Genomic DNA, 26,989 nt, shown 5'->3' on the forward strand with positions numbered 1-26,989 from the left:
GATCAAAGTAACTCCATCTGGCCTGCGCTATTTTGCTTCACATCAATCGCTTCACCATCGATCAGTTTGTCCATATCGGTCAAAAACTCCAAGCTCGGTTTGGCACTAAATACACCATGGTCACTCGCGCCATCCATACCTCTCAAAAACAGGTAGTAAACTCCACCAAAATGCTGCTCATAATCATAGTTGGCGATACGGCTGCGCAAAAAACGGTGCAGTGCTAAAGCATAAATCTGATATTGAAGATCGTAGCGATGATCGGCCATTGCCGTCCTTAATGCATCGCCGTGATAGAAACTCACCTCATCGCCAAGGTGATTCGACTTCCAGTCAAGAACGTAATACTTACCTTGGTGTTCAAATACCAAGTCAATAAAACCCTTCAACATACCTTGAACGGTGTGAAAACCGAGGTCACCCGCTTTGGCTGACAGCGGATCATGGCGCTGAATCGTTCGGTTAAGTGCTGGAGCCGAAAGCACTTCAATCGGTAATAAGAATTCCATCTCAACCAGTCGTTGATTAGGGCCTTTTTGTTTGAGTAACAAAGATTTACCATCTAAAGGTGTCGCTAACACAGTATCGATAAGTTGCTGAAGGACAGGCAACCAATTGATGTCTAACTGCTCACTTTCTAATAGCTGGAGAATAATTTCACTGTTTTCAACGCTGGTCGCAGGCAGAGTGAACTCAACCTCTTCAAATAAGGTATGTAAGAAGGTGCCAGGTCTTGCTCCTCGCGGAAAAGTAAAAATCGACATTTCTGGGTCGGCAATTTCGTCTTGCTCCTGTTCATCGGAAGAATCAATATCGAGGTGCATCAGATCCGTGAAGGCTTCATCGCTATGATGAGAGCCCTGCTTTACCAATCCTGAATAGCTAGTAATCCGCCAGTTACGATCAATCTCATGACTCAGTTCACTGGCTGTCAGTGAATGTTGAGACTCATTTAGTAAGCTAAACGGTTGTGAATGCTGTTGGGGCAACGCTGAAAGCACAACGCAATTCAATCCATCCACTTGCTTTTGAATAGCTATGGTTAAATCTTGTATACCGCCCTGTTGACCATCCTGAAGCAAATGCCCCATCGCACTATTGTGAACCCCCGTAGGCTCTTTGGTTGAACGCCCATTTCTCAACGGAGACGTGCCAATAAAACAACCATAAACCGCACGAGTTAAGGCGACGTATATCAAACGCAGATCTTCTGCCAAACGCTCTTTGTCGGCCTGAGCAAGCGACGAACCCTGCTTAGCGATATCTAAAATGGTTTGATCTTGCTTGGCATCGTAATACTTGGCTTCACTTGCTTCTCGATGACTCATAGCAAAAGGCAAGAAAACGAGGTCATATTCAAGACCTTTTGACTTGTGGATTGTCACGATTTGCACCAAGTTGCGTTCTGACTCCAAACGCTGAATTTGCTCCTCACTGCCTCCCAAACCATTTTGCGCGTCACTGATTGCCTGAGCGAGCCAACGCAGCAAACCGTGGTCACTTTCCAGCTCTTGGCTCGCCTGTTGTAAGAGCTCGCCAATATGCATTAAGTCAGTAAGATTGCGCTCACCCGCCTCTTCTTCGAGCATACGTTCGGCAATATGACGCTTACTCATCACACTGCGCAGCATGGGTAGCACACCACGCTGACTCCATAGCTTGCGATACTCTTTGAATTCATTGATCGCACTTTCCCACTCATTCTCATCATTATTAAGCTTGTCGAGTGTTCCGGCATCAAGAGCAAAAATTTCTGAAGCGAGACTGGCACGCAAGGCACGGTCATTTTCAGGTGTAAGTACAGCTTGCAGCAAACGCTGAATATCTTGTGCGATCAAAGAAGTAAAAACGCTGTCACGGTTCGAAAGGTACACGCTCGCTATGCCCTGCTTGGCTAGCGCTTCTTTAACCATGCGACCTTCGCTACCTGTGCGAACTAGAACCGCTATATCACCGGCCTGTATCAGATGCTGCTTATCGCCATCAACGAAGTAAGCCCTCTGCTCTTGCGCCGCTGTTAGTACTGACTGTATCTGGTCAGCCGTCGCTTTGGCCATAGCTTGCAAATACTCACCTTTCGGTAGCGGTTTATCGTCAGCGTCTTGCAGCCAATAGGTCAGCGCAGGTTGCTTTTGGTCACCAATGAGCCAAGTGCGATTTTGAGCTTTAGGACTATGATTAACCGCAAGGAACGGAATGTCCTCATCATAAATAAATGGACTGGTCGGTAGTTCAAAAATCTGGTTTACAGCCGCCACCATATCTGCGCTTGAACGCCAGTTGGTTCCGAGGGTGAAGTGAGACGAAACCTGCTTACGAGCCTTGATGTATGTAAAAATATCAGCGCCACGGAAACCATAAATGGCCTGCTTAGGATCGCCGATCATGAACAACCCACATTGTGGATGGTTCAAATAAATACGGCTAAAAATACTGTATTGCAGAGGATCGGTATCCTGAAACTCATCAATCATCGCAACCGGATATAGCGTCCGAATACGCTCCGCAAGCAATTCTGATTCGTCGCTATCAATGGCAGCAGAGAGATTAGTTAACAGGTCATCAAACGATAACCACTGTTTTTGCTGCTTCGCTTTTGCCAGCATAGAACGGCAATGCTCTATTGCATGAGCAAGAATTGGCGCTTTAAGAGTGATCGGATTGGCAACAAATTCTTCGATCGCCGAAAATACAAGATGCTCTGGCGCCCGCCCTTTTGGCGTTTTATCAAACAGCACCTGCTGAGAAAAACGCTCCAGCTTGTCTGGAGAGTCGTAGCCCGTGGTATCGGACGCAGCCCAATGGTTGACCTCTTCCAGCCACGCTGGCAGGGATTTTTTGGTGTAGCTGCGTTTATTCACATCAGAATCATTGATGATGGCAAAAAGGTCATCCTGATGGCTTCGCCACAACTGTTTCAACTCATCAATACGTTCAAGATTTTGCTTATGCAGATCCGCCAGCGTGCCACTCATCGCTTTAACCGTAAGGCTTAACGGTGCTCCCGTTAAATAGTTACTGATATCGCGCAGCAGGTCAGAAGGAGCGTTCCATAGTCGACGAACTTCACCCGCCAAGTTCAGTGGCAGTGGATAAAAATTTCGCCGCCAATAGTCAGCAACCACTTGTGCTTTAAGGTGGCTTTCATCCGTGACAAACTCATTATTAAATCGACTGCCTGACTCAAACGCATTTTGGGTCAGCATACGCTGACAGAAACCGTGAATGGTATAGACCGCGGCTTCATCCATTTGCCTCTCGGCTTGAAGCAAGATATCAGCCGCCTGCTTATGATCATGAACCTCTTCAAGCAGAGGTTGGATCACAGGGTCATGACTTGTCCCTCGAGCAAACGCCAATCGTGCATCATGAATCCTCGCACGGATACGATCGCGCAATTCTGCCGTAGCCGCTTCCGTAAAAGTGACCACTAAAATCTGATCAACAGTTAAAGGGACTTGGTGCTTGGTTTCTGGATCACCATGACCCAAAAGCAATCTGAGGTATAATCCAGCGATGGTAAATGTCTTACCCGTACCCGCCGATGCCTCGATAAGCCGGGCACCGTGCAAAGGAAAAGTCATGGCATTTAGCGGGGTCACCATCGACGTTGCTGTCATAAAAATTCTACCTTTCTAATCAAAACCCAAGATCCAAGTGTGATCTAGACTTAAAAATGATTGTAATTACGTTAAACGCCTAAATAGTTAGGACTTTATGGGATCTTTCTCACGGCAGAAGATTGTTCTAACCGCTAGTATCCGCGACATGTGTTGAACAAGTGACGTTAACTTTGGATTTAACCGCACTTGTGAACAACCAACCGAATCATGGTCCCTCTGACCTGTGGCCGTACAGCGAACGCCCTACACAATAATGATTTACTGGCGGCCACCTACTTTCCTCATACTATCAATCACTCAACATCTTCACGATTTTTTGCGGTTAAGCGCGGAGCCTGAAGCACCAATGCACTCATCATTCGTACTTGTGCTGCCAGCTCGTCACTCCAGTTCGGCCAAACTCGCGCGATATAAGGATTATTACCTTCACCAGCAGCCATAAAGCTGTCATTAAATGTGTCCGCCATTTTTTTCAGCGACTTCTCTTCATCGTCTACCCAATTACCACGGCTAAAACCCGCTTCAACACACGCTAAGGCGGTTTTAGGGAAATAGCACAACGGCTGCGTCATACCCTGATAGAACAGACGGATCAATTCAGCTAATAGTGACTTAGCATATGTCGAATCATTGACGGCTGGGTAAACCAGATGAACCACGCCCTCTTTACGATCGTAGCCAATCATGTGAGTGGGCTTATTAATACCCATCGCTGACATTGAGAGGTGATCAATCCACGCGGCTAGGTAGTCTTGAGCACGAATGCTTCCACTACGGTAGCGGATCAATCCAGATTGATAGTGTTGGGTCAGCCAGCCAGTAAGGTTGACGAGTTTATCCTCTCCCAGCACATCGAAGCTGAGCTTGATTTCCAAATCCTCATGTTCAGCACCACATAAGAAAGTTAATTTCTCGACCAATTCTTCAGCCTGAACGCGATTGGTTTCAAATTCAATATCACCGAACGCACCTACTGGAAGCTTACCTTGAGCACGTTGTTGTTCAACAAAGCGGTTTATAACGGTTTGTGAATCTTGTTCACCTGCAAGTCGGTGTTTAAGCAAACTATCGAGCAGACCATCACGCATCTGATAGCTTTGCAGGCCATTCAGTACGAAAGGCTCGTCATCTTCCATAACAGGCAGTGGCGGTTCAAATATTACTTTCAAACGGCGATTGAAAAAATACTGAACAGGTAAACGCCAAAAACGCTGCAACTCAACCAAGTCCAATTCCAACGGATAAGTGGCATCGAGCAGATAATCCTCAAGCTGACGGTTAAACTCACCACCGCTTTGACCTTGTCTATTTGCAGCGGGCAGCCACTCTTTGGCATAGCTTGGCTGTTGACCGACAAATGCACTGGCACTAAATGGCACCATAGAATGGCGGTGAATCAACCGACGAAGTAACCCATCTCCAGACGCATCACTAGGCAACGACTCATCGCCCTCCAAACAATAGTTTTGCTGACAATATTCTGTTAACTCAGACACCAATACCGACGGGACGCGCTCAGTATTGTCCTGAATCGAACGGCCAACGTAGCTAATGTAAAGCGTTTGCTGCGCTGAAAGTATTGCTTCAAGGAACAAATAGCGGTCATCGTCACGACGAGAACGATCGCCTGGTTTGGTTCGACCATTCATTAGATCGAAACCTTCTGCGGGCATTGAACGAGGATAAACACCATCATTCATCCCCAACAAACAGACAACCTTAAATGGAATTGAGCGCATCGGCATCAAGGTACAAAAATTGACTTGTCCAGCTAAGAAGCGCTGACTGACTCTCGTTCCTGCGAGTTTATTGTGTAGATACTGAGCCACGATCGCTGGCGCTAAGGTTTGCTCAAAGGCGGCATCAGTAAGTTGCTCTTTAAGATTGGCCAAAGTATCTCGAATCGATTTCAATGCTGCCTCACCTTCCAACTCGACCAAGAAAAAATCATCGAGCAATAAGGTGAGGACTTCACGCCAGCGATCAATTGACTGGGTGAGTTGCAGTTGTTGGCGATAATCGCTGATGGTTTCAATAAAGTGTGCCAGCTTACCCGCTAGCTCGGCCCCCATGCCCTGAACTTCATTATAAGGGGCGATCGTTCCTGATTGAGATTCAAACAAACCAGCGCTATTTGGCATCGCGTAACCAAGTAACATACGCTCAATGCCGAATTGCCATGTATTTTGTTCGGTTGCCGGCAATTCAAATTCCTCACTCGTGGAGGCGTTCAATCCCCAACGAATACCTGATTCCTCAACCCACTGCTTAGCTAAAATAAACTCATCTTCGCTTAATTCAAATCGTGCTAGTACTGCTGGAGTTTCGAGTAATTCCAACAGCTCTGACGCCAAACAACGAGTATTCGGTAAGTTAACCAACTGCATAAAGGCATTAAGGATTGGACTTTCTTGATCTGCGGTTCGGTCGGATATTGAGTAAGGAATAAATCGTTCGCCCGGTGCATTCCCAAATACCGCCTGTATCGCAGGGCTATAGGCATTAATGTCCGACACCATAACAATAATATCGCGTGGCTTGAGCGCCGGATCTGAATCGAACATCGCTAATAGCTGGTCATGAAGCACTTCTACCTCACGCATCGGGCTATGACAAGCATGCAAGATCAGCGACTTATCTTCCAAAACGATGACTTGCTTGTGTGTACTGGTCTCTAGTTGCTGGTCATTCTGGTGTTCTTCCAGATTGAGAATATCCGCTTGTAGATGGTGAAGTAGGCTATCTCGTTCGATATCAACAAAAGCTTCGATCTCGTTCGATTCAAGCTGTGACAACAAATACATGTTATCGCGCCCCAACTTACCCATAGAAGCCAACAGGCTATTGCCAACCGCGTCGGTATGCAGTTCGTCGATGACGTTCTCTTCTAGACCGCCTTTTAACTGTTCGCTTTCGCCATGCTGTTCTGAGTGATCCTGATTCCATACCACATGCTTACGATGCTTAGCCGCTAAACGAGCAAGGAATTTTCTATCTCGCACTTCTCCCCAATAGTAACGACAAGGATTGGTAAACATCAGATGAACGTCGATATGCTCACCAATAGCTTTTAACGCATCCATATAGCGCGGAGGCAAAGAAGTGATACCAAACACAAATAAGCGTTTTGGCAGATGATCAAAACTCGCCTGGCTGCTCTCTAAGGTATCAATAAAGTGCTCATAAAGATTGGCACGATGGTAAGGCGACTGACCAAGAGCGACCGTATGATCATAAAGTGCCTGCCATAGGATAGGCTGCCACGGATGTTCGTCCTCGAGTTCAAACACCGTCTGCCCAGCCTCCCAAGCAGCTATCCATTCTGGACGATAGACGAGATAGCCATCAAAAATATCGGCTATTTTTTCAGACAACTGATAGAGCTTAGATTTGTCATCATCTTGCTCTAAATAGTGTTTGAGTGGTTCAAACTCCTCGCGCCCGAGTAACTCAGGCAAAATCAGCATCAATTTCCAAGTCATTGACTCTTTGTTAAATGCGCTGCGTTTGGGTACGTCAGGTAGAACCTGAGTAAACATATTCCAAATAAAAGTAGCTGGCAGAGGAAACTCGATGTTCGCTGCCACTCCAAACTCCTTGGCTAGCTCCATCTTTAGCCACTGAGACATCCCCGGGCTCTGAACTAAGATCTGCTCTTGCTCAAATGGGTTTGACAAAGGGTTAAGCCGTACAAGCTCGACAAGTAAGGATTTTAATATATCCACTTGATTGGAATGGTAGACAGTAAACAAAACACACTCACACTATTAATGCCGCAACTAGGGTGAGACTAGCACATGCAGCTAAATTTCGAGAGTGTTATAAGCGTATGATTTGGCTCGAATCAAAATACCCGCTCAAGCCTTAGACAGACAAGAGCGGGTAGGAGGGAGAAATTATCAACTCATTGTTAGAGAGCTAATTATTGAGCGATGAGATCTTTGTAAGCGATCGTTTTGCCTTGTGGCTTTTCATTGGCCAGCTTGGCTTTAGGCGCACCAGGTTGCGACAACCAGTACTGTGGATCTTTCTTCTCATTCAGTTTCGGACCACACTCACCTTGTGCACCACTACGCTCTAGACGCTGTAGTACACGGTCTTGTGCTTGCGCTAGACCATCCAATGCTTCCTGAGGCGTTTTCTCGCCACTTGCCGCTTCAGAAACGTATTGCCACCATAGCTGTGCTAGCTTCGGATAGTCAGGAACGTTGGTTCCCGTTGGCGTCCACTGCTTACGTGCATCACTGCGGTAAAACTCAACCAAACCGCCGAGTTTCGGCGCAACTTCTGTCATAGCATCAGAGTTGATGTCTGATTCACGAATTGGAGTCAAACCAACCAGCGTTTTCTTCAAACTCACTGATTTCGATACCACAAACTGAGCGTATAACCACGCTGCCTGACGGCGGTCAAGTGGTGTGCTGTTTAGGAATGTCCAAGAACCTGCATCCTGATAACCCAGCTTCATGCCTTCTTCCCAGTAAGGACCACGTGGAGAAGGTGCCATACGCCATTTTGGCGTACCATCTTCATTCACGACCGGTAGTCCAGGTTTGGTCATGTCAGCAGTAAAAGCGGTGTACCAGAAGATTTGCTGAGCAATGGAACCTTGCGCCGGAACTGGACCTGCTTCACCAAACGTCATGCCCTGAGCTTCTGGTGGTGCGTACTGCTTGAGCCAGTCTACGTATTTGGTTGTCGCATACACTGCGGCTGGGCCATTGGTTGCACCACCACGAGCGACATCTGAACCGACTGGTTTACAGCCTTCAATACGAATGCCCCACTCGTCAACCGGTAGACCATTTGGAATACCCTTATCGCCAGCACCAGCCATTGAGAACCATGAGTCAGTGAAACGCCAACCTAGAGAAGGATCTTTCTTACCGTAATCCATGTGTCCGTACACAGGCTCACCATCGATAGTCTTCACTTTATCGGTGAAGAACTCTGCGATATCTTCATACGCAGACCAGTTCAATGGAACACCGAGTTCATAGCCGTACTCTTTTTTAAACTTGGCTTTTAGATCTTCGCGCTCAAACCAGTCCGCACGGAACCAGTATAAGTTCGCAAACTGCTGATCAGGAAGTTGATACAATTTACCGTCAGGCCCCGTTGTGAAATCCAAACCAATAAAATCAGGCAAATCCAAATATGGGTTAGTAACGCTTTTTCCTTCACCAGCAATGAAGTCTGAAATAGGTACAACTTTTCCGTAACGAACGTGAGTACCAATTAAGTCGGAATCGTTAATGTAGCCATCATAGATGTTACGGCCAGTCTGCATCTGAGTTTGTAGTTTCTCAACGACGTCACCTTCTTGAATTAGGTCATGATTCACCTTAATTCCGGTAATTTCATAAAATGCTTTCGCCAAAACTTTCGCTTCGTACTCGTGCGTTGTGATGGTTTCAGAGGCAACATTAATTTCCATACCTTGGAAAGGCTTAGCAGCATCAATGAACCACTGCATCTCTTGCGTTTGTTCCTCTTTCGACAGCGTCGAAGGAGTAAACTCTTCACTCATCCACTTTTTCGCGGCTGCTATATCAGCCAATGCAGCAGGAGAGATTGCAGCAAGCGCAAATGTCAGCGCCAAACTACGTGCAAGGTAAGACTTTTTGATATCCTTTTTCATTCTTGTGTAACTCCAGTTATGAGTATTCTGTCTCTTACGTTATTGATTACGCTCATGACCCTATGACTATGGCTTACTGTCAGCTTGGTCAGGAACACATGTCAGTCAATTGTTGTTATCCCCATTTCAAAACCGTACCCAGCCAAACTACGCAGATCGTAAATGGCACCCAAATTGTCAGTTCAGTAAACCCAATAAATCCCAAGTGGATAAAAGCGGAGCTTAATAAACCGATAAACAGCCGATCACCACGAGTGGTTGTGATCGGAAGGAATCCTTTGCGCTCAATACATGGTGTACGAATTTCTCGAACCGTCATCGTGAGCAAGATCAGAGCTATTCCTAGGAAGAACAGTGCTGAAGGTGTAGTCCATGCCATCCAAGCCATAATGTTTCTCCTTATACTCGACCTAACGCGAAGCCTTTCGCGACATGATTTCTAACGAACCAGATAACCAAAATACCCGGTAAGATGGTCAGTACCCCAGCCGCAGCCAACACACCCCAGTCAATACCCGACGCGCTGACGGTTCGAGTCATAACAGCTGAAATTGGCTTGGCCTCTACGGATGTCAGCGTACGAGCAAGCAACAACTCGACCCAACTGAACATGAAGCAGAAAAAAGCCGAGACCCCAATCCCCGAACGGATCATCGGCAAAAAGATTTTGATAAAGAACTTAGGAAAGCTGTAACCATCAATGTAAGCGGTCTCATCGATTTCGCGGGGAACACTCGACATAAAACCTTCCAGAATCCATACCGCAAGAGGCACATTGAACAGACAGTGCGCCAATGCGACCGCAATATGGGTGTCAAATAAACCAACCGAAGAGTAAAGCTGGAAGAATGGCAGCAAGAACACGGCTGGTGGTGCCATACGGTTGGTTAACAGCCAGAAGAACAGGTGCTTATCACCGACGAACTTAAAACGAGAGAACGCATAAGCAGCAGGCAACGCAACCGTTAAGGTAATAACCATATTCATCACTACATAGATGATCGAGTTGACGTACCCCATATACCAACTAGAGTCGGAGAAAATGGTCTGATAGTTCTTAAACGTCCAGTTCTCAGGAAAGAAGCTCAGGCTTCCTAATATCTCTTGGTTTTCTTTAAAAGACATGTTGAGCAGCCAGTAAATTGGCAGCATCAAACAGATGATGTAGAACGCTAGCCCGACGATCTGTGTGTATCGGGTGTATTTTGATTTTGTCATCGCCATTGTTGTTTCCTTACTTGCTTTCACCGTGCGTCATTGCGGTGTAGAACACCCAGCTCACCAATAGGATGATCAGGAAGTAGATGATCGAGAATGCCGCAGCCGGACCAATATCAAACTGACCAATCGCCATTTTGGTGAGTGTCTGACTGAGGAATGTGGTTGAGTTACCAGGGCCACCGCCAGTTAAAACAAACGGTTCGGTGTAAATCATGAAGCTGTCCATAAATCGGATCAGAATGCCGATCAGAAGAACGCTCTTTAACTTAGGTAGCTGAATGTAACGAATGATTGACCATGTCGATGCTCGGTCGATATTCGCAGCTTGATAGTACGCATCCGGAATCGCGCGCAGCCCCGAATAACACAAGAGTGCTATCAATGAAGTCCAGTGCCAGACATCCATCAGAATCACGGTCAACCACGCATCAATTGGATTACCTGCGTAGTTGTAATCCACCCCCATACCATTGAGAGCCCAACCAAACAGACCGATGTCTGCACGGCCAAAGATCTGCCAAATGGTCCCTACCACGTTAAGCGGAATCAGCAGAGGAATGGCCAGTACAATTAGGCAAAAAGCAGACCAACGACCTTTGGTTGGCATGGTCAAAGCAACGATGATACCTAGCGGTACTTCGATGAGCAGAATGGTAAAAGTGAATCCAAACTGGCGCAAAAGTGCACCGTGCAACCTTTCATCATTGAGAATCTCACGATACCACTCCGTGCCGACGAAATAAGCCGTATTGGCGTCAAAGATATCTTGTAGCGAGTAGTTCACTACGGTCATAAGAGGAACAATGGCACTGAAAGCCACCAGCGCAAACACTGGCAGGACAAGAAACCATGCTTTATTGTTTGAAACCTTATCCATTACTCTTCCCCTACATTGACTAAAAATTCATCGACATACAGCATGGTCCATTGCTCTGGGAAGCTGATATAAGCGTGTTTATCAGGCACTGGCTGATCTTCTTGTAAGCGTGCTTTGATCTGCTTAGAACCCAATTGCAAGGTGACGATTTTGTAGGTACCAAGGTCTTCGACATGGAGCACTTCACAGCTCAACGCCGACTCATTACCTTTCTCCCATACGTGGACAAACTCAGGTCGAATGCCGATTTTGATGTTATCGCTCCCTGCCTGAGAGATGGCGTGGCGGTAAGATTCAGATAGTGGCACTTCTACATCATCAAACCGAACGCCATTTTCCGTTGGAGTGACTTCCATTAAGTTCATCCCCGGGCTACCAATGAAGTAACCAACGAAGGTGTGATTTGGTCGTTCAAACAACTCACGCGGCGTTCCAAACTGAACAATCTGACCGTTGTACATCACGGCAATTTCATCAGCGAAAGTGGACGCCTCAAGTTGGTCATGAGTCACGTAGACCATAGTGATATTGAACTGCTGATGAATCTGTTTGAGCTTGCGGCGCAGCTTCCATTTCAGTTGTGGATCGATAACCGTTAACGGTTCATCAAACAGAATCGCCGAAACATCATCTCGAACTAAACCACGCCCCATAGAGACTTTCTGTTTTTCATCCGCCGTGAGATGCTGGGCTTTTTTAGACAACACATTAGTCAGCTCCAGAATCTCTGCGATTTCAGTCACCTTGGAATGTATTTTGGCTTTATGAACCTTCATATTGCGCAGTGGGAATGCAAGGTTGTCGTACACCGTCATGGTGTCGTAAATCACCGGAAACTGAAAAACCTGAGCAATATTGCGATCTTGAGGACGAAGTTCGTTCACCCTCACATCATCAAACATCACATCCCCTTGCGATGGGCTCATTAAGCCAGAAATGATGTTGAGCAAAGTGGATTTACCACAACCAGAAGGCCCTAGTAACGCGTAGGCTCCTCCTTGTTTCCAAACATGGTTCATCTCTTTGATGGCATAAGTCGAAGACGACGTGGGCTTCTTATCATAGGTGTGAGCCAGTGAATTAAGTGTAATTTGAACCATGAACGCTATCCCCTAACATCACGAATCGGGGCATGGATGAGATTGTTATCCATACCGAAGACATAAAATTTGTGGATTGGAATGTAGATTTTGATCGTCTCATCAACGTCGTAGCTATGAACGCCCGGTAAATGCAGCACCATATCGAGATGAGCGTTGCGCACGTGAAGGAAGGTTTCAGAGCCACTGATTTCCGCCACTTCAACCTGAACGGTGAGCTCAACATCATCATCATTTTTAGGCAGCAAGCTCAGATGACTTGGCCGAATCCCAAACTGGTAATGACCCATTTCCAATTTACTTAGTGACTGATTTAACGGGAAATGTGCACTTTGATCGAACGTCACTTCGTTCGAGGTTATTTCCCCAGCAATAAGATTGATCGGCGGTTCACTAAATAGGGTCGCGGAGTCCACATTGTCTGGGTGATGGTAAACAGAAGCGGTTGGACCAGACTGAATCACTTTTCCTTCATGAAGAATGGTCGTCGTACCTCCTAGTGCTAGTGCCTCGTTCGGTTCGGTCGTCGCGTAGATAGCAATCGTATGTCTGGTCTGAAATAGCTCGCGCATCTCCTGACGTAACTCTTCACGCAATTTGTAGTCAAGATTCACTAATGGCTCATCGAACAGAATGATCTCTGCATCTTTTACCAAAGCTCTTGCCATAGCCGTACGCTGTTGCTGACCACCTGATAGCTCTAGTGGATACTTGTTTAAGTGTTCAGTTATGCGCAACATTTCTGCTGTCGCATAAACGCGTTCCTGAATCTCTTTATCTGCCATCCCTGCAAGTCTTAGAGGCGAAGCCACGTTCTCAAACACAGTCAGGTTGGGATAATTAATAAACTGTTGGTAAACCATTGAGATGTTACGGTCGCGTACCGACACACCCGTCACATCAATACCATTGACTAAAATCTTCCCAGAAGTCGGACGATCCAGCCCTGCAATGAGCCTCATTAAAGAGGTCTTACCCGCTAACGTACGTCCGAGCAACACGTTAAACGAGCCCGGCTCAAAAGTGAGGTTGACATCAGAGATATGCATATCTCCGTCAACATATTTGCTTACCTGCTCAAGTGTTAATGACACTAAAAACTCCTTACCATTCGAACAACAATCTTTTTCGATATTGCTCACTACAGCGAGAGTCGTGCCAACTTACACAAATAAGCAACAAAAAATTCACATATCGTCTTACAGCCCTTTAAACATAAAGATATTTTGATGAACAAGTCAGTAAGGCACTTGGTTTATTAGCAATTTCGCATATGAGACCCCTGTAACATTTGTTAATAAAATGTGTTCGGTTGATGTTCAATGTGTTCATGGAAGTGATATGTTAGATGAGCGTTTGTGATCATTAACGTTCACATACGAACAATTAGAATAATGACTTAATTCAGGCCAATTTAACGCTGCAAGTGGTCAAGACTATGGACAAAACACATCTATCTATGATTGAGCGATCCTGGCAAAGATGCCGGGAGGCGGGGCTCGTTCACAATAGTCATCCAATAATTGAAATGGAGACCGGTCAGGCCTTTAGCCATACCCTTGAAGAGCATTCAGGGCTATTAACCACTACCCAGCAAAAGGTCCTGCCCTTCTATGACAGCTTACTCGCCAACAGCAACTGCCTGATCACATTAGCGAACACCAATGGACAAGTGTTGAACAGTTGGGGTGAACAGCGTTTCTTCTCGCAACGGCAGCCTCAAGTCTTTCAGAATGGCGTTAACTGGCAGGAAAACCTGATTGGCACCAACGCAATTGGTACAGCACTAGAGACAGGTTCCATTGTTCAAGTGTTTCACGATGAACACTTCTTAACGTCTAACCGCTTTATGACGGGCTCCGCTGCCCCATTATTTGATGCAGACAGAAAAATGGCCGGAGTGCTCTCGATATCCAGTGACGCCTACATGCCAACCGCGCACACTCTAGGTATGGTAAAGCTGATGTCCCAGGCGATTGAAAATCAACTAATTGCATCCAAGTTTCAAGCAGAACACTATCTTTTGTGGTTTAACACTTCAGCGGAAAATATTGATAGCCAGTGGTCTTCCCTCTTGGTGTTCAATGAACAAGGTGTGATCATTTCTGCCAACCGTCGAGCCGAAGTGGTCTTAGGGCAAGATCTGGCACTTCAGCGTTTAGATCAGATCTTTGATATAAGGCTGGAGCAGTTACTATCCCACCCTCCTTTTAATCCAGCAGCAATCACAACCCACTCTCGCTTTAGCTTTTTTGGCATTATTACACCACCTAAAGTGCCTAAAGGACGTCAACTCGATTATCGTAAATCGGCTGCCAAAAGCGATCTTAAAAACGCCAAAGCACCTCTTGACTTAGAGCGACTCAACATGGGCGATCCAAGGCTGGCGAAAGCCATCGCTCAATCGAGCCGTATTCTCAATACCGACATCCCTATCTTGATTCATGGCGAAACGGGCGTCGGCAAAGAAGTATTCGTCAATGCGCTTCACTTATCCAGCGAACGTAAACATGCTCCGATGATTGCAGTCAACTGTGCCGCAATTCCTGCCGAGTTAGTCGAATCAGAACTGTTTGGCTATGAGAAAGGCGCCTTTACGGGGGCGAACAATAAGGGCTATATAGGCCTGATCCGCAAAGCTGATAAAGGGACACTGTTTTTAGATGAGTTGGGCGATATGCCTATGAATGTTCAGGCGCGCCTGTTGCGTGTTCTTCAAGAGCGTAAGGTAACACCTCTTGGTTCTACGACCTCTTATCCTGTCGACTTCAAACTGGTCTCTGCCACTAACCGCAACCTCAAACAAGATGTTGAAAGAGGCACTTTCCGACAAGATCTCTACTACCGAGTCACCGGATTGAACCTCTCATTGCCTTCACTAAGAGAGCGAACAGACAAAGAAGCCCTAGTGAAGTTTTTACTGGCTAAATACGCCCTAGATGGTGAGGCACCTAACATCAGTCTCGAAGTGTTGTCGATGTTCAAATCCCACCCTTGGCCAGGAAATATTCGCCAGATGGTTAGTGTCATTCAGATTGCGCTGGCGATGGCTGGCGATGAAACCATTAGCGTAGAACATCTTCCTGATGATTTCTTACAAGATTTGCAACCGTCTCAGCCCGAAGTATTTTCTCCACCAGACCATCACATCGGTCTGCCTTCTAGTCGCAGCCAAGAAACCATAATCAGCGAAGATTGGATGGCGGTTTATGAACAAAACGGTCGCAATGTCTCTGCGACCGCTAAGGATTTGAACATTAGCCGCAATACTTTGTATAAGCGGCTAAGAGAGCAAGGAGTACGTTAATCAGTGGGAGACCAAACCTAATGCGTGACTCACTGGTTTGTAGAAAGCGAGGTATCTTAGTGCAACATAGCCAACGACAACTGTTGCAACCACTAGCTCTAAACCCGCAAGCCAGTGAATTTGGGCAACATACTCACTGGCGATACCGACGCTCTCCATCCACACACTGAGTTTAAATAGAGCGGTAGAACCAATCACCATTGGGAAGGTGAACGCGGCATAACCTGGACTAAATGGCAGTCTAAGTAGTTTGATAAATGCCAGATAGATAATCGCTGTCATCAAGACTGCAATACCAAACAAAAGACCAATGATAACGGGTGATGGCTCAGCCGTGACCGTCAAGTAACCCGCAAGTGAGAGGCTGGCAGGTGCTGCCATAATCGCCATGGTTGGTTTCGCAGCATCAGGAATTTCATGCGTGAACATCAAACGATAGATCATTAGAGGTAGCATAATCGCATATGCCAACATACCAAAGATAAGCGCACCCATAGCAATTTGAGTCAATGCTGGATTGCCCGAAAAAGAGACATCAGCAACGATGATTCCCACGGGTGGAACGAACCAGCTTGGTACCATATGGTGAAGCTCAAAATCCTGCATGCGATGGTAAGCAAAGCTGGTAAGAAACACGATATGTAGCCCTACTGCAAATAGCCATAACATGTCGCCCGCTAGTGGAATAAAATGCCCCAAAGAGTTCGATACCACCATAGTCGCCATCGCGAAGGTAGGTACCACACTGCCCACAACTGGGTGAGCAAGATCTTCACGTAATAGGTGGCGATGAAACAAGAATTTTACCGCGAGGACCAACAACAATACGCTGGCAATTAACGCTCCAGACCACTGCGCGTAACCGTTAAAAGGGGCGGCATTTTCCCAACACCAACCTAAACTGGCAATCCCTAGAGCTAAGCCCGCCATAGGAGTAGGCGCACCCATCACTTTTGCTTTTGCTGCTTTAATCATTATTGCCTCACAATCTCTTTAATTCGAGGTCAGTTTACGCTTGCCAAATGTTCGAAACTATCTAATTATTTAGAACATACGTTCAGATAAACTAAACACAAAATTATGGCCGCTAACATCTCTCTGAAACAACTAAAGGTCTTCATCGCCATCACTCAGCATGACACCCTGACGGCAGCATCTGAAGCGCTGTTTTTGTCTAAAGCGGCCGTAAGCATGGCACTCTCTGAACTTGAAAAACAGATCGGTCATTCACTATTTGATCGAGTAAATAATCGACTTATCCTCAATCAAGAGGGGCAGAAACTACTGCCTTTAGCGGATGAAATCATTGAGCGTGCGCAAGATATTGAACAGCTGTTCGATAATAATCAGGCATTGTCAGGCCAATTAAGAATTGGAGCCAGTGACACCATAGGCAACCAACTTGCCCCGTATCTACTCAGCGACTTTCGCCGCGAAACCCATCACCTTGCACAAAGCCTATTTATCTCCAACTCAGCACTCATCTGTGAAAAACTGGTCGACTATGAACTCGATCTGGCACTGATTGAAGGGAAAACACTGCATCCTCAGTTAATTTCAACTCAGTTCAGCGACGATGAAATGTGCGTCATTTGTGCACCGAATATGCCTTTTGCACAGCAAGGAGTCATTACCGTTGGTGAGCTAGAGAATAGCCATTGGATCCTACGCGAGCCAGGATCCGGTTCCCGTGAGTTTTTTCTACGAGCCATCGCCCCAAGAATTGAACATTGGCAGGAATCATTCCAACTCAACACCACAGAAGCCTTGATCAATAGCGTCTCTGCTGGATTGGGATTAGGTTGCCTCTCCAAACTGGCTGCAGAGCCAGCATTAAAAGATGGTCGCGTGGTGGAACTCCAGTTACCTCTCGATATGAAGCGCCGCTTCTGGCTACTGGTTCACAAAGAAAAATACCAAAGTCCCCTGCTGAAAACCTTTATTGAGTATTGTCATCAATGGCGCAAAGACTAGCCACTTGGATCTCAGAATTGGTCAGTAACCTAGACTTAATCGGTTAAAAACTGTATAAACAGACAGTAAATATTTTCAATAATTTGAGTTAGAGGACCAACCATGGCTGTAATCGTCAAGTACGTGGTAGAACGCAACGGAGAAGAGAAAATGACTTTTACCTCTAAAGCGGAAGCTGACGCATATGACAAGATGCTCGATATGGCTGATGAGCTTTTTGAGCTATTGGGTAAAAGTGAACTGCTAGAAGATGATGGCAAGCAAGAAGACTTGGCCATGTTCCTAGCACAAAACAAAGAAGAAGTGCTCTATGCACTTGGTGCAAAGCGTAAACCAGCACCAAAGCAATCAAAAAAGATTGAAGCTGTTGAAGATAGCGAAGAAGCGCAAGACGACGCAGCGTAACCAAGCAATTCCGATTTGAAACCTCAGCCTCAAGCTGGGGTTTTGTTTTTTTAAGGGGAAGTAAAAACTTCCACGTTTACCCTAATATGTTGCAATGGCACTGCTAAAATGACCTTACCTTTCCAAATGAGCAACAGCCATGAAATACCATATCGAAGTCTGCATTGATAATTTAGAATCCCTCCATTACGCCATCAATGGCGGTGCTACCCGCATTGAACTCTGCTCATCACTCGCTTTGGGTGGTCTCACGCCTAGTTTCGGCCTGATGAATAAAGCGGCTCAAATAGCCTCGATTCCGGTTTACGCTATGATTCGCCCTCGACAAGGAGACTTTGTTTACGAGCAAGATGATATTGACTCTATGTTGCTGGATATCGAAGCCGCCGCAGAAGCAGGATTACAAGGAGTGGTGCTTGGAGTCCTAACTCCTGAAGGCAAGATCGATATGCTCGCGGCTCAGCAATTAACCGACAAAGCTAAAATCTATGGACTCGGAATCACTTTCCATCGTGCTATCGACCAATGCGTTGATTGGCAACAAGCGATAGAAGACATTGTTTCACTAGGCTGTGAACGTATTCTCACCTCAGGTTTGGCAGCCAATGCCGAACTTGGAATCGACGTTTTAAAACAGATGGTAACCTTGGCTGATGGACGTATTTCCATCATGGCTGGCGCTGGGCTAAACGCAGAAAATGCTCAATCCATCGTAATGCAAACCCGAGTTAGAGAAGTCCACCTATCCGGAAAAGCGACTCGCCCTAGCAAAATGCAAACCCAGAACAATCAGACCAAAATGGGCAATCAAGATACCGATGATTACCTTATTCCCGTCACAAGTAGCGAAGCTATTGAAAAGGTAGTGAAAGCTCTCAGTTCTTAGCCATATCACTCTTATCCAGATAAAACTAGTGCTAACCTTTTGATAACAAAGGAGTGCACTATGGGCGACGGTAAACTAACTAAAAAATACTACGAGAACGAACTTCAACGATTGCAAATCGAGTTAGTCAAACTGCAAGAGTGGGTCAAGCAGGAAGGCCTCAAGGTCGTGGTTATCTTTGAAGGTCGAGATGCAGCAGGGAAAGGCGGTGTGATAAAACGCATCACTGAGAAACTCAATCCTAGGGTATGTAGGGTTGTCGCCCTACCGGCCCCTACAGAAAAAGAAAAAACTCAGTGGTATTTTCAACGCTACGTTGCCCATCTACCAGCGGCAGGCGAAATCACTCTGTTCGATCGAAGCTGGTACAACCGAGCGGGAGTTGAAAAGGTGATGGGGTTTTGTACTCCCGACCAGTATGAAGAGTTTCTAAGATCTTGCCCTGAGTTTGAACGCATGCTGCAACGTTCGGGCATTATTCTACTCAAATACTGGTTCTCAGTTTCCGATGAAGAGCAAGAGAAACGCTTTTTAGGACGTATAAATACGCCTATCAAACGCTGGAAATTTAGTCCAATGGATCTCGAGTCTCGCAACCGATGGGCAGAGTATTCGGAAGCAAAGGATCAGATGTTCGCTTACACTGATACCAAGCAGTGCCCTTGGTGGGTCGTCCCTTCAGATGATAAGAAGCGAGCGCGACTTAATTGTATCAGCCACTTGCTTGAACAAATTGAGTATCAGGAAATTTCCTACCCGAAGATCGAGCTACCAGAACTAAACAAAGAAGGCTATATTCGAGCTCCACTTGAAGAGCAAACCTTCGTTCCCGAGAAATACTAAGGCATAGCATGGCAAAAGATCTGTTTTACAGCTTAGATTTAAACCTGTTACGAACATTTTTAGTTCTGTCGCAAGAACTGAATATGCGTAAGGCCTCGCAACGTCTGTTTGTCTCACAGCCTGCCATCAGTCAAGCCCTGCAAAAACTGCGTAACCACTTTGATGATGAGTTGTTTGTTAAAGTACCTAGAGGGCTAGAGCCGACGCCATTTGCCCATCAGTTGGCAAACGCAATCACTCCACATCTTGACGGGCTGGCAAAGGTGCTTAATCAGGTCGATACATTTGATCCCAAAACACTCTCTGGTTCAATTAAAATTGCCGTAGCGCCTATTGTATTAACTTGCCTCTCTGGTGCGTTGTTTCTACGTTTGAGAGAGCAAGCTCCCAATTGCACTATTGAATTGATCGGCTGGCAACGCTCTACTTTTGAAGAAATTATAAAGGGTGAAATACTGCTCGGAGTCAATCTCGAAAGTAAAGCGCAACAAAGTATATATCAGCAAAAACTGGTTGAGTTGACAGGAAAAATCATTGTTAGAAAAGACCACCCAGTGACCAAAAAACGAGTCACGTCACATGACATGGCTCCCTACCCTATCGCTTCAGTTATCACCCCAGGTTGGAACGACAATTTTGTTTATGCCGCTGAGCTGATGAAACAAGAAGGGGTAGCTCCTGAAGTCGGATTCCGGTCAGAGTTTGTCATGGCGGTGGTAGATGTCATTCAACATAGTGACTTTTTCATGCCTCACTCTAACTTATTTCCGATACAAAACTACCCAACCCTCAAAGCACTTGATGTCACAGTGCAAGGCGAGCCCTATCTTCACAATGTATACAGTTTTTACCACTGTAAATACCGTCAAACACCATTGATTGAGTGGCTCCACCAGCAAATTCAACATGTACTTAACCAGCAACTCGCCGAAAAGCCCCGCGCATAATCTGTCTATTACGCCCTCTTCTCCTTCACTGCTCCATCTCACTTCGAAAAACGTCATTCAAATTTTTATTGGCAGCAAGTAAGAAGCAATGCTTATCAGATTAATAAGAGATACTAATTAGTACCTATCGGGCTTAGTGCTTAACATTTCCTCACGAGAGCAAAGATACCAAGGATGGACAAGCATCACTGCGCTTCAGTTTTAGAGGACACTGCTCCGAATTATGGCGAAATCTTTGGTACCTATCATGAAAAAACAACTGTTAGCACTGGCTCTCTTGACTCCGATTACGGCTGGTGCAACTGGCTTACATATTTCACCAGAACTCAAACTGGGGCCTTATCTTGGAGCGGGAATATCGGGTGCGGGTCTACAGCTCGGATTAACTGATATCGTAGGGCTTGATGCCTTGTATCTCAGCTATTCACATACCTCAGCGGAGATTTTGCTCGATAAAGATCGTTTCAAGACCTACCGCGTCGGCGGCCAATATCAATTTATCGATCACCCAATGAAGATGGCGCTGCAACTTGAAGGGGGAGTTGTTGAGTATCAAGGCACTCGTGATTACATCTGGTCGAGTGAAGCTAAGTATAAAGAGGCCACTGGAGCCACTGTTTCAGCAGCTTGGGTAGTATTTGTTAATGACAATATCGGTTTTAGAGTTGGCAGTGACGTCCACTATATTGATCAGAGCAAAACACTGTTGGGGACGCACTGGTCAGCCACTTTTTCTACTGGGGTCGTTTTACACTTTTAACGCAATGCGTCGTCAATGCTTTGTTCGCCCAAGTGGCGAACATCTTTGCCTTTAACAAAGTAGATGATGTACTCACAGATATTCTGACAACGGTCCCCCACACGCTCAATCGCACGAGCTGACCACATAACCTGCAGAATATTAGGAATGTTTTTCGGGTCTTCCATCATATAGGTCATCAGCTGACGAATAACCGCTTCATATTCCGCATCAAGTTTATCATCGAGCTTGTACACTTCCGCTGCCGCATCAACATCCATACGAGCAAAAGCGTCCAACACTTGGTGCAACATGCTAATTGCGTGGCGGCAAAGAGGTTCTAGTGAGACATGGAACTGACGTTCTTTCGTTGTTGGCGATTTAATTGCTGCATGCGCAATTTTAGCCGCTACATCACCGATACGTTCGAGATCAGTAATGGTTTTAATGATCGCCATAACAAGACGCAAATCTTTCGCGGTTGGCTGGCGCTTAGCAATGATGCGAGTACAAGCTTCATCAATAGACACTTCCATCGCATTCACTTTGTGATCATCTCGAACCACTTGTTTAGCCAGTTCGATGTCATCCTTATACAGAGCCTTCATCGCGTAAGAGAGCTGCTGCTCAACCAAGCCGCCCATGGTTAACACATGAGTTCGGATCGATTCTAACTCGACATTAAACTGACCTGAAATATGACGTCCAAAATTCATAGAATCTCCGTTAAAACTGCTTAACCATATCGACCAGTAATGTAGTCTTCGGTCTGTTTTTTCAATGGTGAAGTGAAGATAGAATCCGTATCAGAATACTCAATCAATTTCCCCATATGAATAAATGCGGTGTGATCACTCACTCGTGCGGCTTGTTGCATGTTATGTGTGACGATTACAACGGTATATTGAGTTTTCAGCTCGTTAATCAACTCTTCTATCGTCAATGTAGAGATGGGATCGAGCGCCGATGTCGGCTCATCAAGTAGCAATACTTCCGGTTCAATCGCAATCGCGCGAGCAATCACCAGTCGCTGCTGCTGACCACCAGATAGTCCAAACGCATTCTCGTGTAAACGATCTTTCACTTCATCCCAAAGCGCTGATGCTCTAAGAGCTCTTTCTACCGCATCATCAAGTGAGCGACTATTTTTAACACCTTGCAGACGCAGACCGTAAACCACATTCTCGTATATTGATTTAGGAAATGGGTTGGGTCTTTGGAAAACCATCCCTACACGGCGACGTAAGGTTGCAACGTCTACATCTGGATCATAGACGTTTTTTCCATGAAGTCTGACTTGTCCCTGCACTTGGCAGCCTTCAACCAAGTCATTCATTCGGTTTATACAGCGCAAAAGCGTGGATTTCCCACATCCTGATGGACCTATGAATGCAGTGACTTTCCCCTTAGGGATTCGCATCGAGACGCCACTCAATGCCTGCGAACTCTTGTAGAACAAGTTTAAATCCTCGATCGCAATCGCCGTTTGCTCATCGCTCAAATTGTTCACATCTAACGGCGCGTGGTAGCCGAGTGTTTGATTGACAGAAAACATGTTTAATCTTGTCCTAATGTTCGATATTTTTCGCGCAAATTATTACGAATACTAATCGCAGTGAGATTCAGCCCTACAATCACTGTCACTAATAAAAAAGAGGTCGCATAAACCAGTGGTCTTGCACTTTCAATATTAGTGGTTTGAAAGCCAACGTCATAAATGTGAAAACCTAAGTGCATGAATTTACGTTCTAAATGCAAAAATGGAAACTGATTATCAACCGGCAGACTCGAAGCTAGTTTCACTACCCCGACTAACATTAAAGGAGCGACTTCTCCTGCCGCCCGCGCCACCGCCAGAATCAGGCCAGTGATGATTGCGGGACTCGCCATCGGCAATACAATTCGCCACATGGTTTCAAATTGCGTTGCGCCTAACGCCAATGAACCATGACGAACTGAGTTCGGAATTCGAGTTAAACCTTCTTCCGTTGCAACAATCACAACCGGTAGCGTTAACACGGCCAAGGTCAGTGCAGACCATAGTAGCCCAGGCGTACCAAACGTCGGTGCTGGCAAACGCTCTTGGTAAAAGAGTGCGTCTATTGAACCACCTAAGCTATAAACAAAGAAACCAAGGCCAAAAACACCATACACAATGGATGGTACCCCAGCGAGATTAATCACCGCGACTCGAATCAAGCGAGTGAAAGCATTGTTCTTAGCATACTCATGAAGATATATCGCTGCAATGACACCAAGCGGCATAACGATAACAGACATGATCAGTACCAATAACACGGTTCCGAACATTGCAGGAAAAACCCCGCCTTCCGAGTTTGAATCACGAGGGTCTTCTGACAAGAACTTCCATACCTGTTTAGCCCAACGAGCTAGCTTTTCCAAAGTACTCATCTGATTCGGATACCAAATATCTAACACTTGGTTCAGCGGAATCATCACTTGTTGCCCAGTCATATCTTCGACAATCATCCCCTGATTTGCCAACTGACCGCGCAAGTAATCGAGTTTATTTTCTGCTGCTGCTAGAGCTTCAACATAACGACCACTCTGAGTTCGGTAAAGCGCTTCAAACTCATCATCTAGATTTCCATTCAGAGTGCGTTTGCGCTTTTCTAGTCTCAGTCGCTCAGCTTGAGCACTGATCACTCGGACATCGCCTTCAATTAGACGTTCAATCTCTTCGCGTAACTCATTGGCAAAATCCAAGCGGTCGCGAATCTCACTGGTTAAATCCGTTGATATTGTTCCATCTGGGTATAGATAGCCGATAGGATTCGCATAAAAATCACCATCGCGAACTCTCTCGATGACGGCCCACTTAGCGGGGGTTACTGGTTCGTCAAGATCTATAGAAAGCAACGAAACAAAATCCGCATCGTAGAGATCGCGGTTAGCCACCTTAATATTTAAGCGCTTCACCACCCCCTTATCGATAGTTTCCTGAGGCAGTGCGACGTTCATCTCGGTTAAGTGACTAACTGGCACATATTCAGTCGCATAGATTTGCCCAACTAGAGTATTCCCCTGCGGAGTCTGCCACTGATACAAAGGCGCAGGCCAGAAATAGGAAAGTCCTTTCCAACCAATCAGCAGCAATAGCCCCAACACAGAAAGCAGGCTGACGCTAACTGCACCACCCGTTAACCATATCCATGGAGAGCCTGATTTAAACCACTTAATCACGTTGAACACTTCCTAAATTTTGATCGTTATAGTGAGCGATACTTTTCACGTAAACGTTGACGAACATATTCTGCTAAAGAGTTCACCGCAAAGGTAAATACCAACAATATCAGCGCCGCTAAAAACAACAAACGGTAGTGCGAACTGCCGACTTCAGACTCCGGCATCTCAACGGCAATGGTTGCTGATAACGTACGCATCCCTTCTAAAATATTCCAATCCATGATTGGTGTGTTACCTGTCGCCATTAACACAATCATGGTTTCACCTACCGCACGCCCTAACCCCATCATAATGGCAGAAAAAATACCTGGGCTGGCGGTCAATAACACAACGTGTATCAGCGTTTGCCATGATGTCGCCCCCAGAGCCAAAGAACCATCGGATAGATGTTTAGGTACAGAGAAAATCGCATCCTCCGCAATGGTAAATATCGTTGGTATCACCGCAAACCCCATCGCGAATCCCACCACGAGTGCATTTCGCTGGTCAAAATCGATACCATGCTCGGCAAGATAAACTCTAACATCACCTGAAAACAGTAACGCCTCGATGCTGCCACTTTGAGACAGAATAACCACAGTAAGGATAACAATCGCGGGCATTAGAATTGCGGCATGCCATCCATTAGAGAATCGTCCAGTCAACGCTTTAGGAAGACCATGCCAAACTAAACCAATCACTACCGTCGATAGAGGTAAGAAAATCATCAAGGCAACAACTGCGGCTAAGTGACTTTCGACAATAGGAGCAAACCACAAGCCGGCAAGGAAACCGATAATAACCGTCGGCAGTGCTTCCATCAATTCGATCGACGGCTTAACGATTCTACGCATTCTAGATGTCATGAAATACGCAGTATAGATGGCCCCCAATACTGCAATCGGCACAGCAAATAGCATCGCAAAAGCGGCAGCCTTCAACGTCCCAAATACAATCGGAACCAGACTAAATTTCGCTTCAAACTCTTCACTCGCCGACGTGGTTTGCCACACAAACTCCGGTTGCGCATAACTTTCATACCAGACTTGCTGCCAAAGTGACGATAGCGAAATTTCTGGATATGGGTTATCCACTACCGCAAGATCTAATGAACCGTCCGTTAGCGCAATGAGGTAAGTCTCATTGTTTGACATCGCGGCTATTTGCGGGGCTTTTTGATATGCACGCTCAAACATCACCAGCTTTTCGCTGGTCGTGTAGTGGCTCTGCACCGTACCGTTTATATAGAAGCTATAAAACCCTTTGCGATAACTATCTGGCAAAAGAAATTGTAATTCTGAGGCAAGATTGAACTGGCGAATAAAGGTAAGTGAACGCTTACCCTCATTAATCACGTCAAACCACTGAGAGACCAAACCATCGCGGTAAGTAACCAGCAACGAGTATGCCCCAGAAAGTAAGTCAATATTCATCACTGAATGTTGAGGATTTCCCTGACTCAAGTCGACCACTTCACGCACGGCAAAATTTTGTGACTGACGAACCGCCACAATCAATTCAGAGCCAGAACGGAGGTAAAGAGTTTTACCATCTGGCGTTAGTATCAACTGTTCAAGGCTGGATATAGGCGATAGAAACGTAAACGACTTAACCTCGCTGCCATCTTGCCATCGGACCATAACCGTTTGGTCATCGTACCAACCAGCCAAGGTAAGGTCGTCACTATTGGCGAAGGCAAACTTTTTAAGATCATTCCCTTCGCGGTAAAGATTGAAGGGTAGAGACAACTCCGTCACGCTTGGTGAGAATTTACGGTTACCTTTTTGCAGCTCAAAATCTAAGTTAGGCTTGAACAGAGTCACTTCCCCTTGCTGGGAAGCATAAGCAAACCACCCAAGCACAGGGATGGTTTTAGCAAACAGATCACCCGAGTGCCCAAGTTGTTCAGAGAGTACAGGCTTCCGTTCAGAATCGGTTAACGACCAGAAATTGAGCTTACCTTGTGACGACAGGACAAAAGCATTTTCACCATAATCATCGACACCCGCCGCAAGAGCTTGCGTTGCTGGTATCTTTATCGACCGTACATTAGGTGTGAATTTTGCGTCACTAAACAGTGGCAAAACCATCATAGCAAGATAGACAAAAATCAGCACCAGTGCGGCAAGAACACCAACGCCACCAGCAGATACAGTGAAACGAACCAATCGATCTTTTATCAATCGCTTTCGATCACGTTCTCGCAAAGAAAATTCTGCCTGTGTCATTCCTGTCTCATA

20 protein-coding genes are annotated in these 26,989 nt (G+C 45.9%); 7 read left to right on the top strand and 13 right to left on the bottom strand.

Annotation, left to right across the window (positions count from 1 at the left end):
• Window positions 1-2: 2 nt before the first annotated feature.
• From recB to ACQEXR_RS03000, 8 genes are all read right to left on the bottom strand, one after another.
• Window positions 3-3,620, bottom strand: coding sequence for an exodeoxyribonuclease V subunit beta (gene recB, locus ACQEXR_RS02965; RefSeq protein ID WP_427019718.1), 3,618 nt, complete (start codon window positions 3,618-3,620; stop codon window positions 3-5).
• Window positions 3,621-3,916: 296 nt separating this feature from the next.
• Entirely contained in the window at window positions 3,917-7,375 is a 3,459-nt protein-coding gene (gene recC, locus ACQEXR_RS02970) for an exodeoxyribonuclease V subunit gamma (RefSeq protein WP_427019719.1), read from the bottom strand.
• 170 nt (window positions 7,376-7,545) lie between these two features.
• Window positions 7,546-9,264 (bottom strand): extracellular solute-binding protein, encoded by a 1,719-nt coding sequence (locus tag ACQEXR_RS02975; protein ID WP_138970483.1) that lies wholly within the window; start codon window positions 9,262-9,264, stop codon window positions 7,546-7,548.
• Between the two features lie 115 nt (window positions 9,265-9,379).
• The gene (locus ACQEXR_RS02980; RefSeq protein WP_138970482.1) at window positions 9,380-9,652 is read right to left on the bottom strand and encodes a DUF2160 domain-containing protein; all 273 of its coding nucleotides are present in this window, start codon (window positions 9,650-9,652) and stop codon (window positions 9,380-9,382) included.
• A gap of 11 nt (window positions 9,653-9,663) precedes the next feature.
• On the bottom strand, window positions 9,664-10,482 hold the full coding sequence (locus tag ACQEXR_RS02985) for a carbohydrate ABC transporter permease (protein ID WP_427019752.1): 819 nt from the start codon (window positions 10,480-10,482) through the stop codon (window positions 9,664-9,666).
• Between the two features lie 16 nt (window positions 10,483-10,498).
• On the bottom strand, window positions 10,499-11,362 hold the full coding sequence (locus ACQEXR_RS02990; RefSeq protein WP_138970481.1) for a carbohydrate ABC transporter permease: 864 nt from the start codon (window positions 11,360-11,362) through the stop codon (window positions 10,499-10,501).
• Window positions 11,362-12,462 carry an ABC transporter ATP-binding protein gene (locus ACQEXR_RS02995; RefSeq protein ID WP_138970480.1) on the bottom strand — a complete coding sequence of 367 codons (1,101 nt, stop codon included), beginning with the start codon at window positions 12,460-12,462 and terminating at the stop codon, window positions 11,362-11,364. Before ACQEXR_RS02995 ends, ACQEXR_RS02990 begins: the two co-directional genes overlap by 1 nt.
• 5 nt (window positions 12,463-12,467) lie before the next feature.
• The gene (locus ACQEXR_RS03000; protein ID WP_138970479.1) at window positions 12,468-13,556 is read right to left on the bottom strand and encodes an ABC transporter ATP-binding protein; all 1,089 of its coding nucleotides are present in this window, start codon (window positions 13,554-13,556) and stop codon (window positions 12,468-12,470) included.
• 344 nt (window positions 13,557-13,900) lie between these two features.
• Between ACQEXR_RS03000 and ACQEXR_RS03005 the strand changes: the two genes are divergently transcribed.
• Window positions 13,901-15,769, top strand: coding sequence for a sigma-54-dependent Fis family transcriptional regulator (locus ACQEXR_RS03005; RefSeq protein ID WP_426951016.1), 1,869 nt, complete (start codon window positions 13,901-13,903; stop codon window positions 15,767-15,769).
• Here the strand turns inward: ACQEXR_RS03005 and ACQEXR_RS03010 are convergent, their stop codons facing one another.
• A complete protein-coding gene (locus tag ACQEXR_RS03010) occupies window positions 15,770-16,744 on the bottom strand; it encodes a TDT family transporter (protein WP_426951014.1) in 975 nt (324 codons plus the stop codon). It abuts the gene before it with no gap.
• Window positions 16,745-16,849: 105 nt separating this feature from the next.
• On the opposite strand from ACQEXR_RS03010, the gene ACQEXR_RS03015 reads away from it, so the two are divergent.
• From ACQEXR_RS03015 to ACQEXR_RS03040, 6 genes are all read left to right on the top strand, one after another.
• On the top strand, window positions 16,850-17,743 hold the full coding sequence (locus ACQEXR_RS03015) for a LysR family transcriptional regulator (RefSeq protein WP_331416522.1): 894 nt from the start codon (window positions 16,850-16,852) through the stop codon (window positions 17,741-17,743).
• Window positions 17,744-17,845: 102 nt separating this feature from the next.
• Window positions 17,846-18,148, top strand: coding sequence for a YebG family protein (locus tag ACQEXR_RS03020; RefSeq protein WP_138970475.1), 303 nt, complete (start codon window positions 17,846-17,848; stop codon window positions 18,146-18,148).
• Between the two features lie 139 nt (window positions 18,149-18,287).
• Window positions 18,288-19,034 carry a copper homeostasis protein CutC gene (locus ACQEXR_RS03025; protein ID WP_331416520.1) on the top strand — a complete coding sequence of 249 codons (747 nt, stop codon included), beginning with the start codon at window positions 18,288-18,290 and terminating at the stop codon, window positions 19,032-19,034.
• A 60-nt stretch (window positions 19,035-19,094) separates the two neighbouring features.
• Window positions 19,095-19,877, top strand: coding sequence for a polyphosphate kinase 2 (gene ppk2, locus ACQEXR_RS03030; RefSeq protein WP_331416519.1), 783 nt, complete (start codon window positions 19,095-19,097; stop codon window positions 19,875-19,877).
• An 8-nt stretch (window positions 19,878-19,885) separates the two neighbouring features.
• Entirely contained in the window at window positions 19,886-20,824 is a 939-nt protein-coding gene (locus ACQEXR_RS03035) for a LysR family transcriptional regulator (protein ID WP_427019720.1), read from the top strand.
• 247 nt (window positions 20,825-21,071) lie between these two features.
• A complete protein-coding gene (locus tag ACQEXR_RS03040) occupies window positions 21,072-21,584 on the top strand; it encodes a hypothetical protein (protein ID WP_427019721.1) in 513 nt (170 codons plus the stop codon).
• Here the strand turns inward: ACQEXR_RS03040 and phoU are convergent.
• From phoU to ACQEXR_RS03060, 4 genes are read right to left on the bottom strand one after another with little or no spacing between them, the layout of a single operon-like run.
• Window positions 21,581-22,279 (bottom strand): phosphate signaling complex protein PhoU, encoded by a 699-nt coding sequence (gene phoU, locus ACQEXR_RS03045; RefSeq protein ID WP_138970472.1) that lies wholly within the window; start codon window positions 22,277-22,279, stop codon window positions 21,581-21,583. The two genes, ACQEXR_RS03040 and phoU, sit on opposite strands and share 4 nt — an antisense overlap.
• Before the next feature lie 20 nt (window positions 22,280-22,299).
• A complete protein-coding gene (gene pstB / locus ACQEXR_RS03050) occupies window positions 22,300-23,118 on the bottom strand; it encodes a phosphate ABC transporter ATP-binding protein PstB (protein WP_138970471.1) in 819 nt (272 codons plus the stop codon).
• A 2-nt stretch (window positions 23,119-23,120) separates the two neighbouring features.
• A complete protein-coding gene (gene pstA / locus ACQEXR_RS03055; RefSeq protein ID WP_427019722.1) occupies window positions 23,121-24,767 on the bottom strand; it encodes a phosphate ABC transporter permease PstA in 1,647 nt (548 codons plus the stop codon).
• A 26-nt stretch (window positions 24,768-24,793) separates the two neighbouring features.
• Window positions 24,794-26,977 (bottom strand): ABC transporter permease subunit, encoded by a 2,184-nt coding sequence (locus tag ACQEXR_RS03060; RefSeq protein WP_427019723.1) that lies wholly within the window; start codon window positions 26,975-26,977, stop codon window positions 24,794-24,796.
• Window positions 26,978-26,989 lie beyond the last annotated feature (12 nt).

The organism is Vibrio sp. TRT 2004, assembly GCF_050113735.1.
Lineage (GTDB): Bacteria > Pseudomonadota > Gammaproteobacteria > Enterobacterales > Vibrionaceae > Vibrio.

Excerpts from the sequence above, each read along its gene's own strand:
- ACQEXR_RS03020 (WP_138970475.1), top strand. The coding sequence starts at position 17,846 with ATGGCTGTAATCGTCAAGTACGTGGTAGAACGCAACGGAGAAGAGAAA.
- ACQEXR_RS03035 (WP_427019720.1), top strand. The coding sequence starts at position 19,886 with ATGGCAAAAGATCTGTTTTACAGCTTAGATTTAAACCTGTTACGAACA.
- pstB (WP_138970471.1), bottom strand. The coding sequence starts at position 23,118 with ATGTTTTCTGTCAATCAAACACTCGGCTACCACGCGCCGTTAGATGTG.
- ACQEXR_RS03025 (WP_331416520.1), top strand. The coding sequence starts at position 18,288 with ATGAAATACCATATCGAAGTCTGCATTGATAATTTAGAATCCCTCCAT.
- ACQEXR_RS03040 (WP_427019721.1), top strand. The coding sequence starts at position 21,072 with ATGAAAAAACAACTGTTAGCACTGGCTCTCTTGACTCCGATTACGGCT.
- ACQEXR_RS02995 (WP_138970480.1), bottom strand. The coding sequence starts at position 12,462 with ATGGTTCAAATTACACTTAATTCACTGGCTCACACCTATGATAAGAAG.
- phoU (WP_138970472.1), bottom strand. The coding sequence starts at position 22,279 with ATGAATTTTGGACGTCATATTTCAGGTCAGTTTAATGTCGAGTTAGAA.
- ACQEXR_RS02975 (WP_138970483.1), bottom strand. The coding sequence starts at position 9,264 with ATGAAAAAGGATATCAAAAAGTCTTACCTTGCACGTAGTTTGGCGCTG.
- ACQEXR_RS03010 (WP_426951014.1), bottom strand. The coding sequence starts at position 16,744 with ATGATTAAAGCAGCAAAAGCAAAAGTGATGGGTGCGCCTACTCCTATG.
- ACQEXR_RS03015 (WP_331416522.1), top strand. The coding sequence starts at position 16,850 with ATGGCCGCTAACATCTCTCTGAAACAACTAAAGGTCTTCATCGCCATC.
- ACQEXR_RS02980 (WP_138970482.1), bottom strand. The coding sequence starts at position 9,652 with ATGGCTTGGATGGCATGGACTACACCTTCAGCACTGTTCTTCCTAGGA.
- ACQEXR_RS03060 (WP_427019723.1), bottom strand. The coding sequence starts at position 26,977 with ATGACACAGGCAGAATTTTCTTTGCGAGAACGTGATCGAAAGCGATTG.
- recB (WP_427019718.1), bottom strand. The coding sequence starts at position 3,620 with ATGACAGCAACGTCGATGGTGACCCCGCTAAATGCCATGACTTTTCCT.
- ACQEXR_RS02985 (WP_427019752.1), bottom strand. The coding sequence starts at position 10,482 with ATGACAAAATCAAAATACACCCGATACACACAGATCGTCGGGCTAGCG.
- ACQEXR_RS02990 (WP_138970481.1), bottom strand. The coding sequence starts at position 11,362 with ATGGATAAGGTTTCAAACAATAAAGCATGGTTTCTTGTCCTGCCAGTG.
- ACQEXR_RS03005 (WP_426951016.1), top strand. The coding sequence starts at position 13,901 with ATGGACAAAACACATCTATCTATGATTGAGCGATCCTGGCAAAGATGC.
- ppk2 (WP_331416519.1), top strand. The coding sequence starts at position 19,095 with ATGGGCGACGGTAAACTAACTAAAAAATACTACGAGAACGAACTTCAA.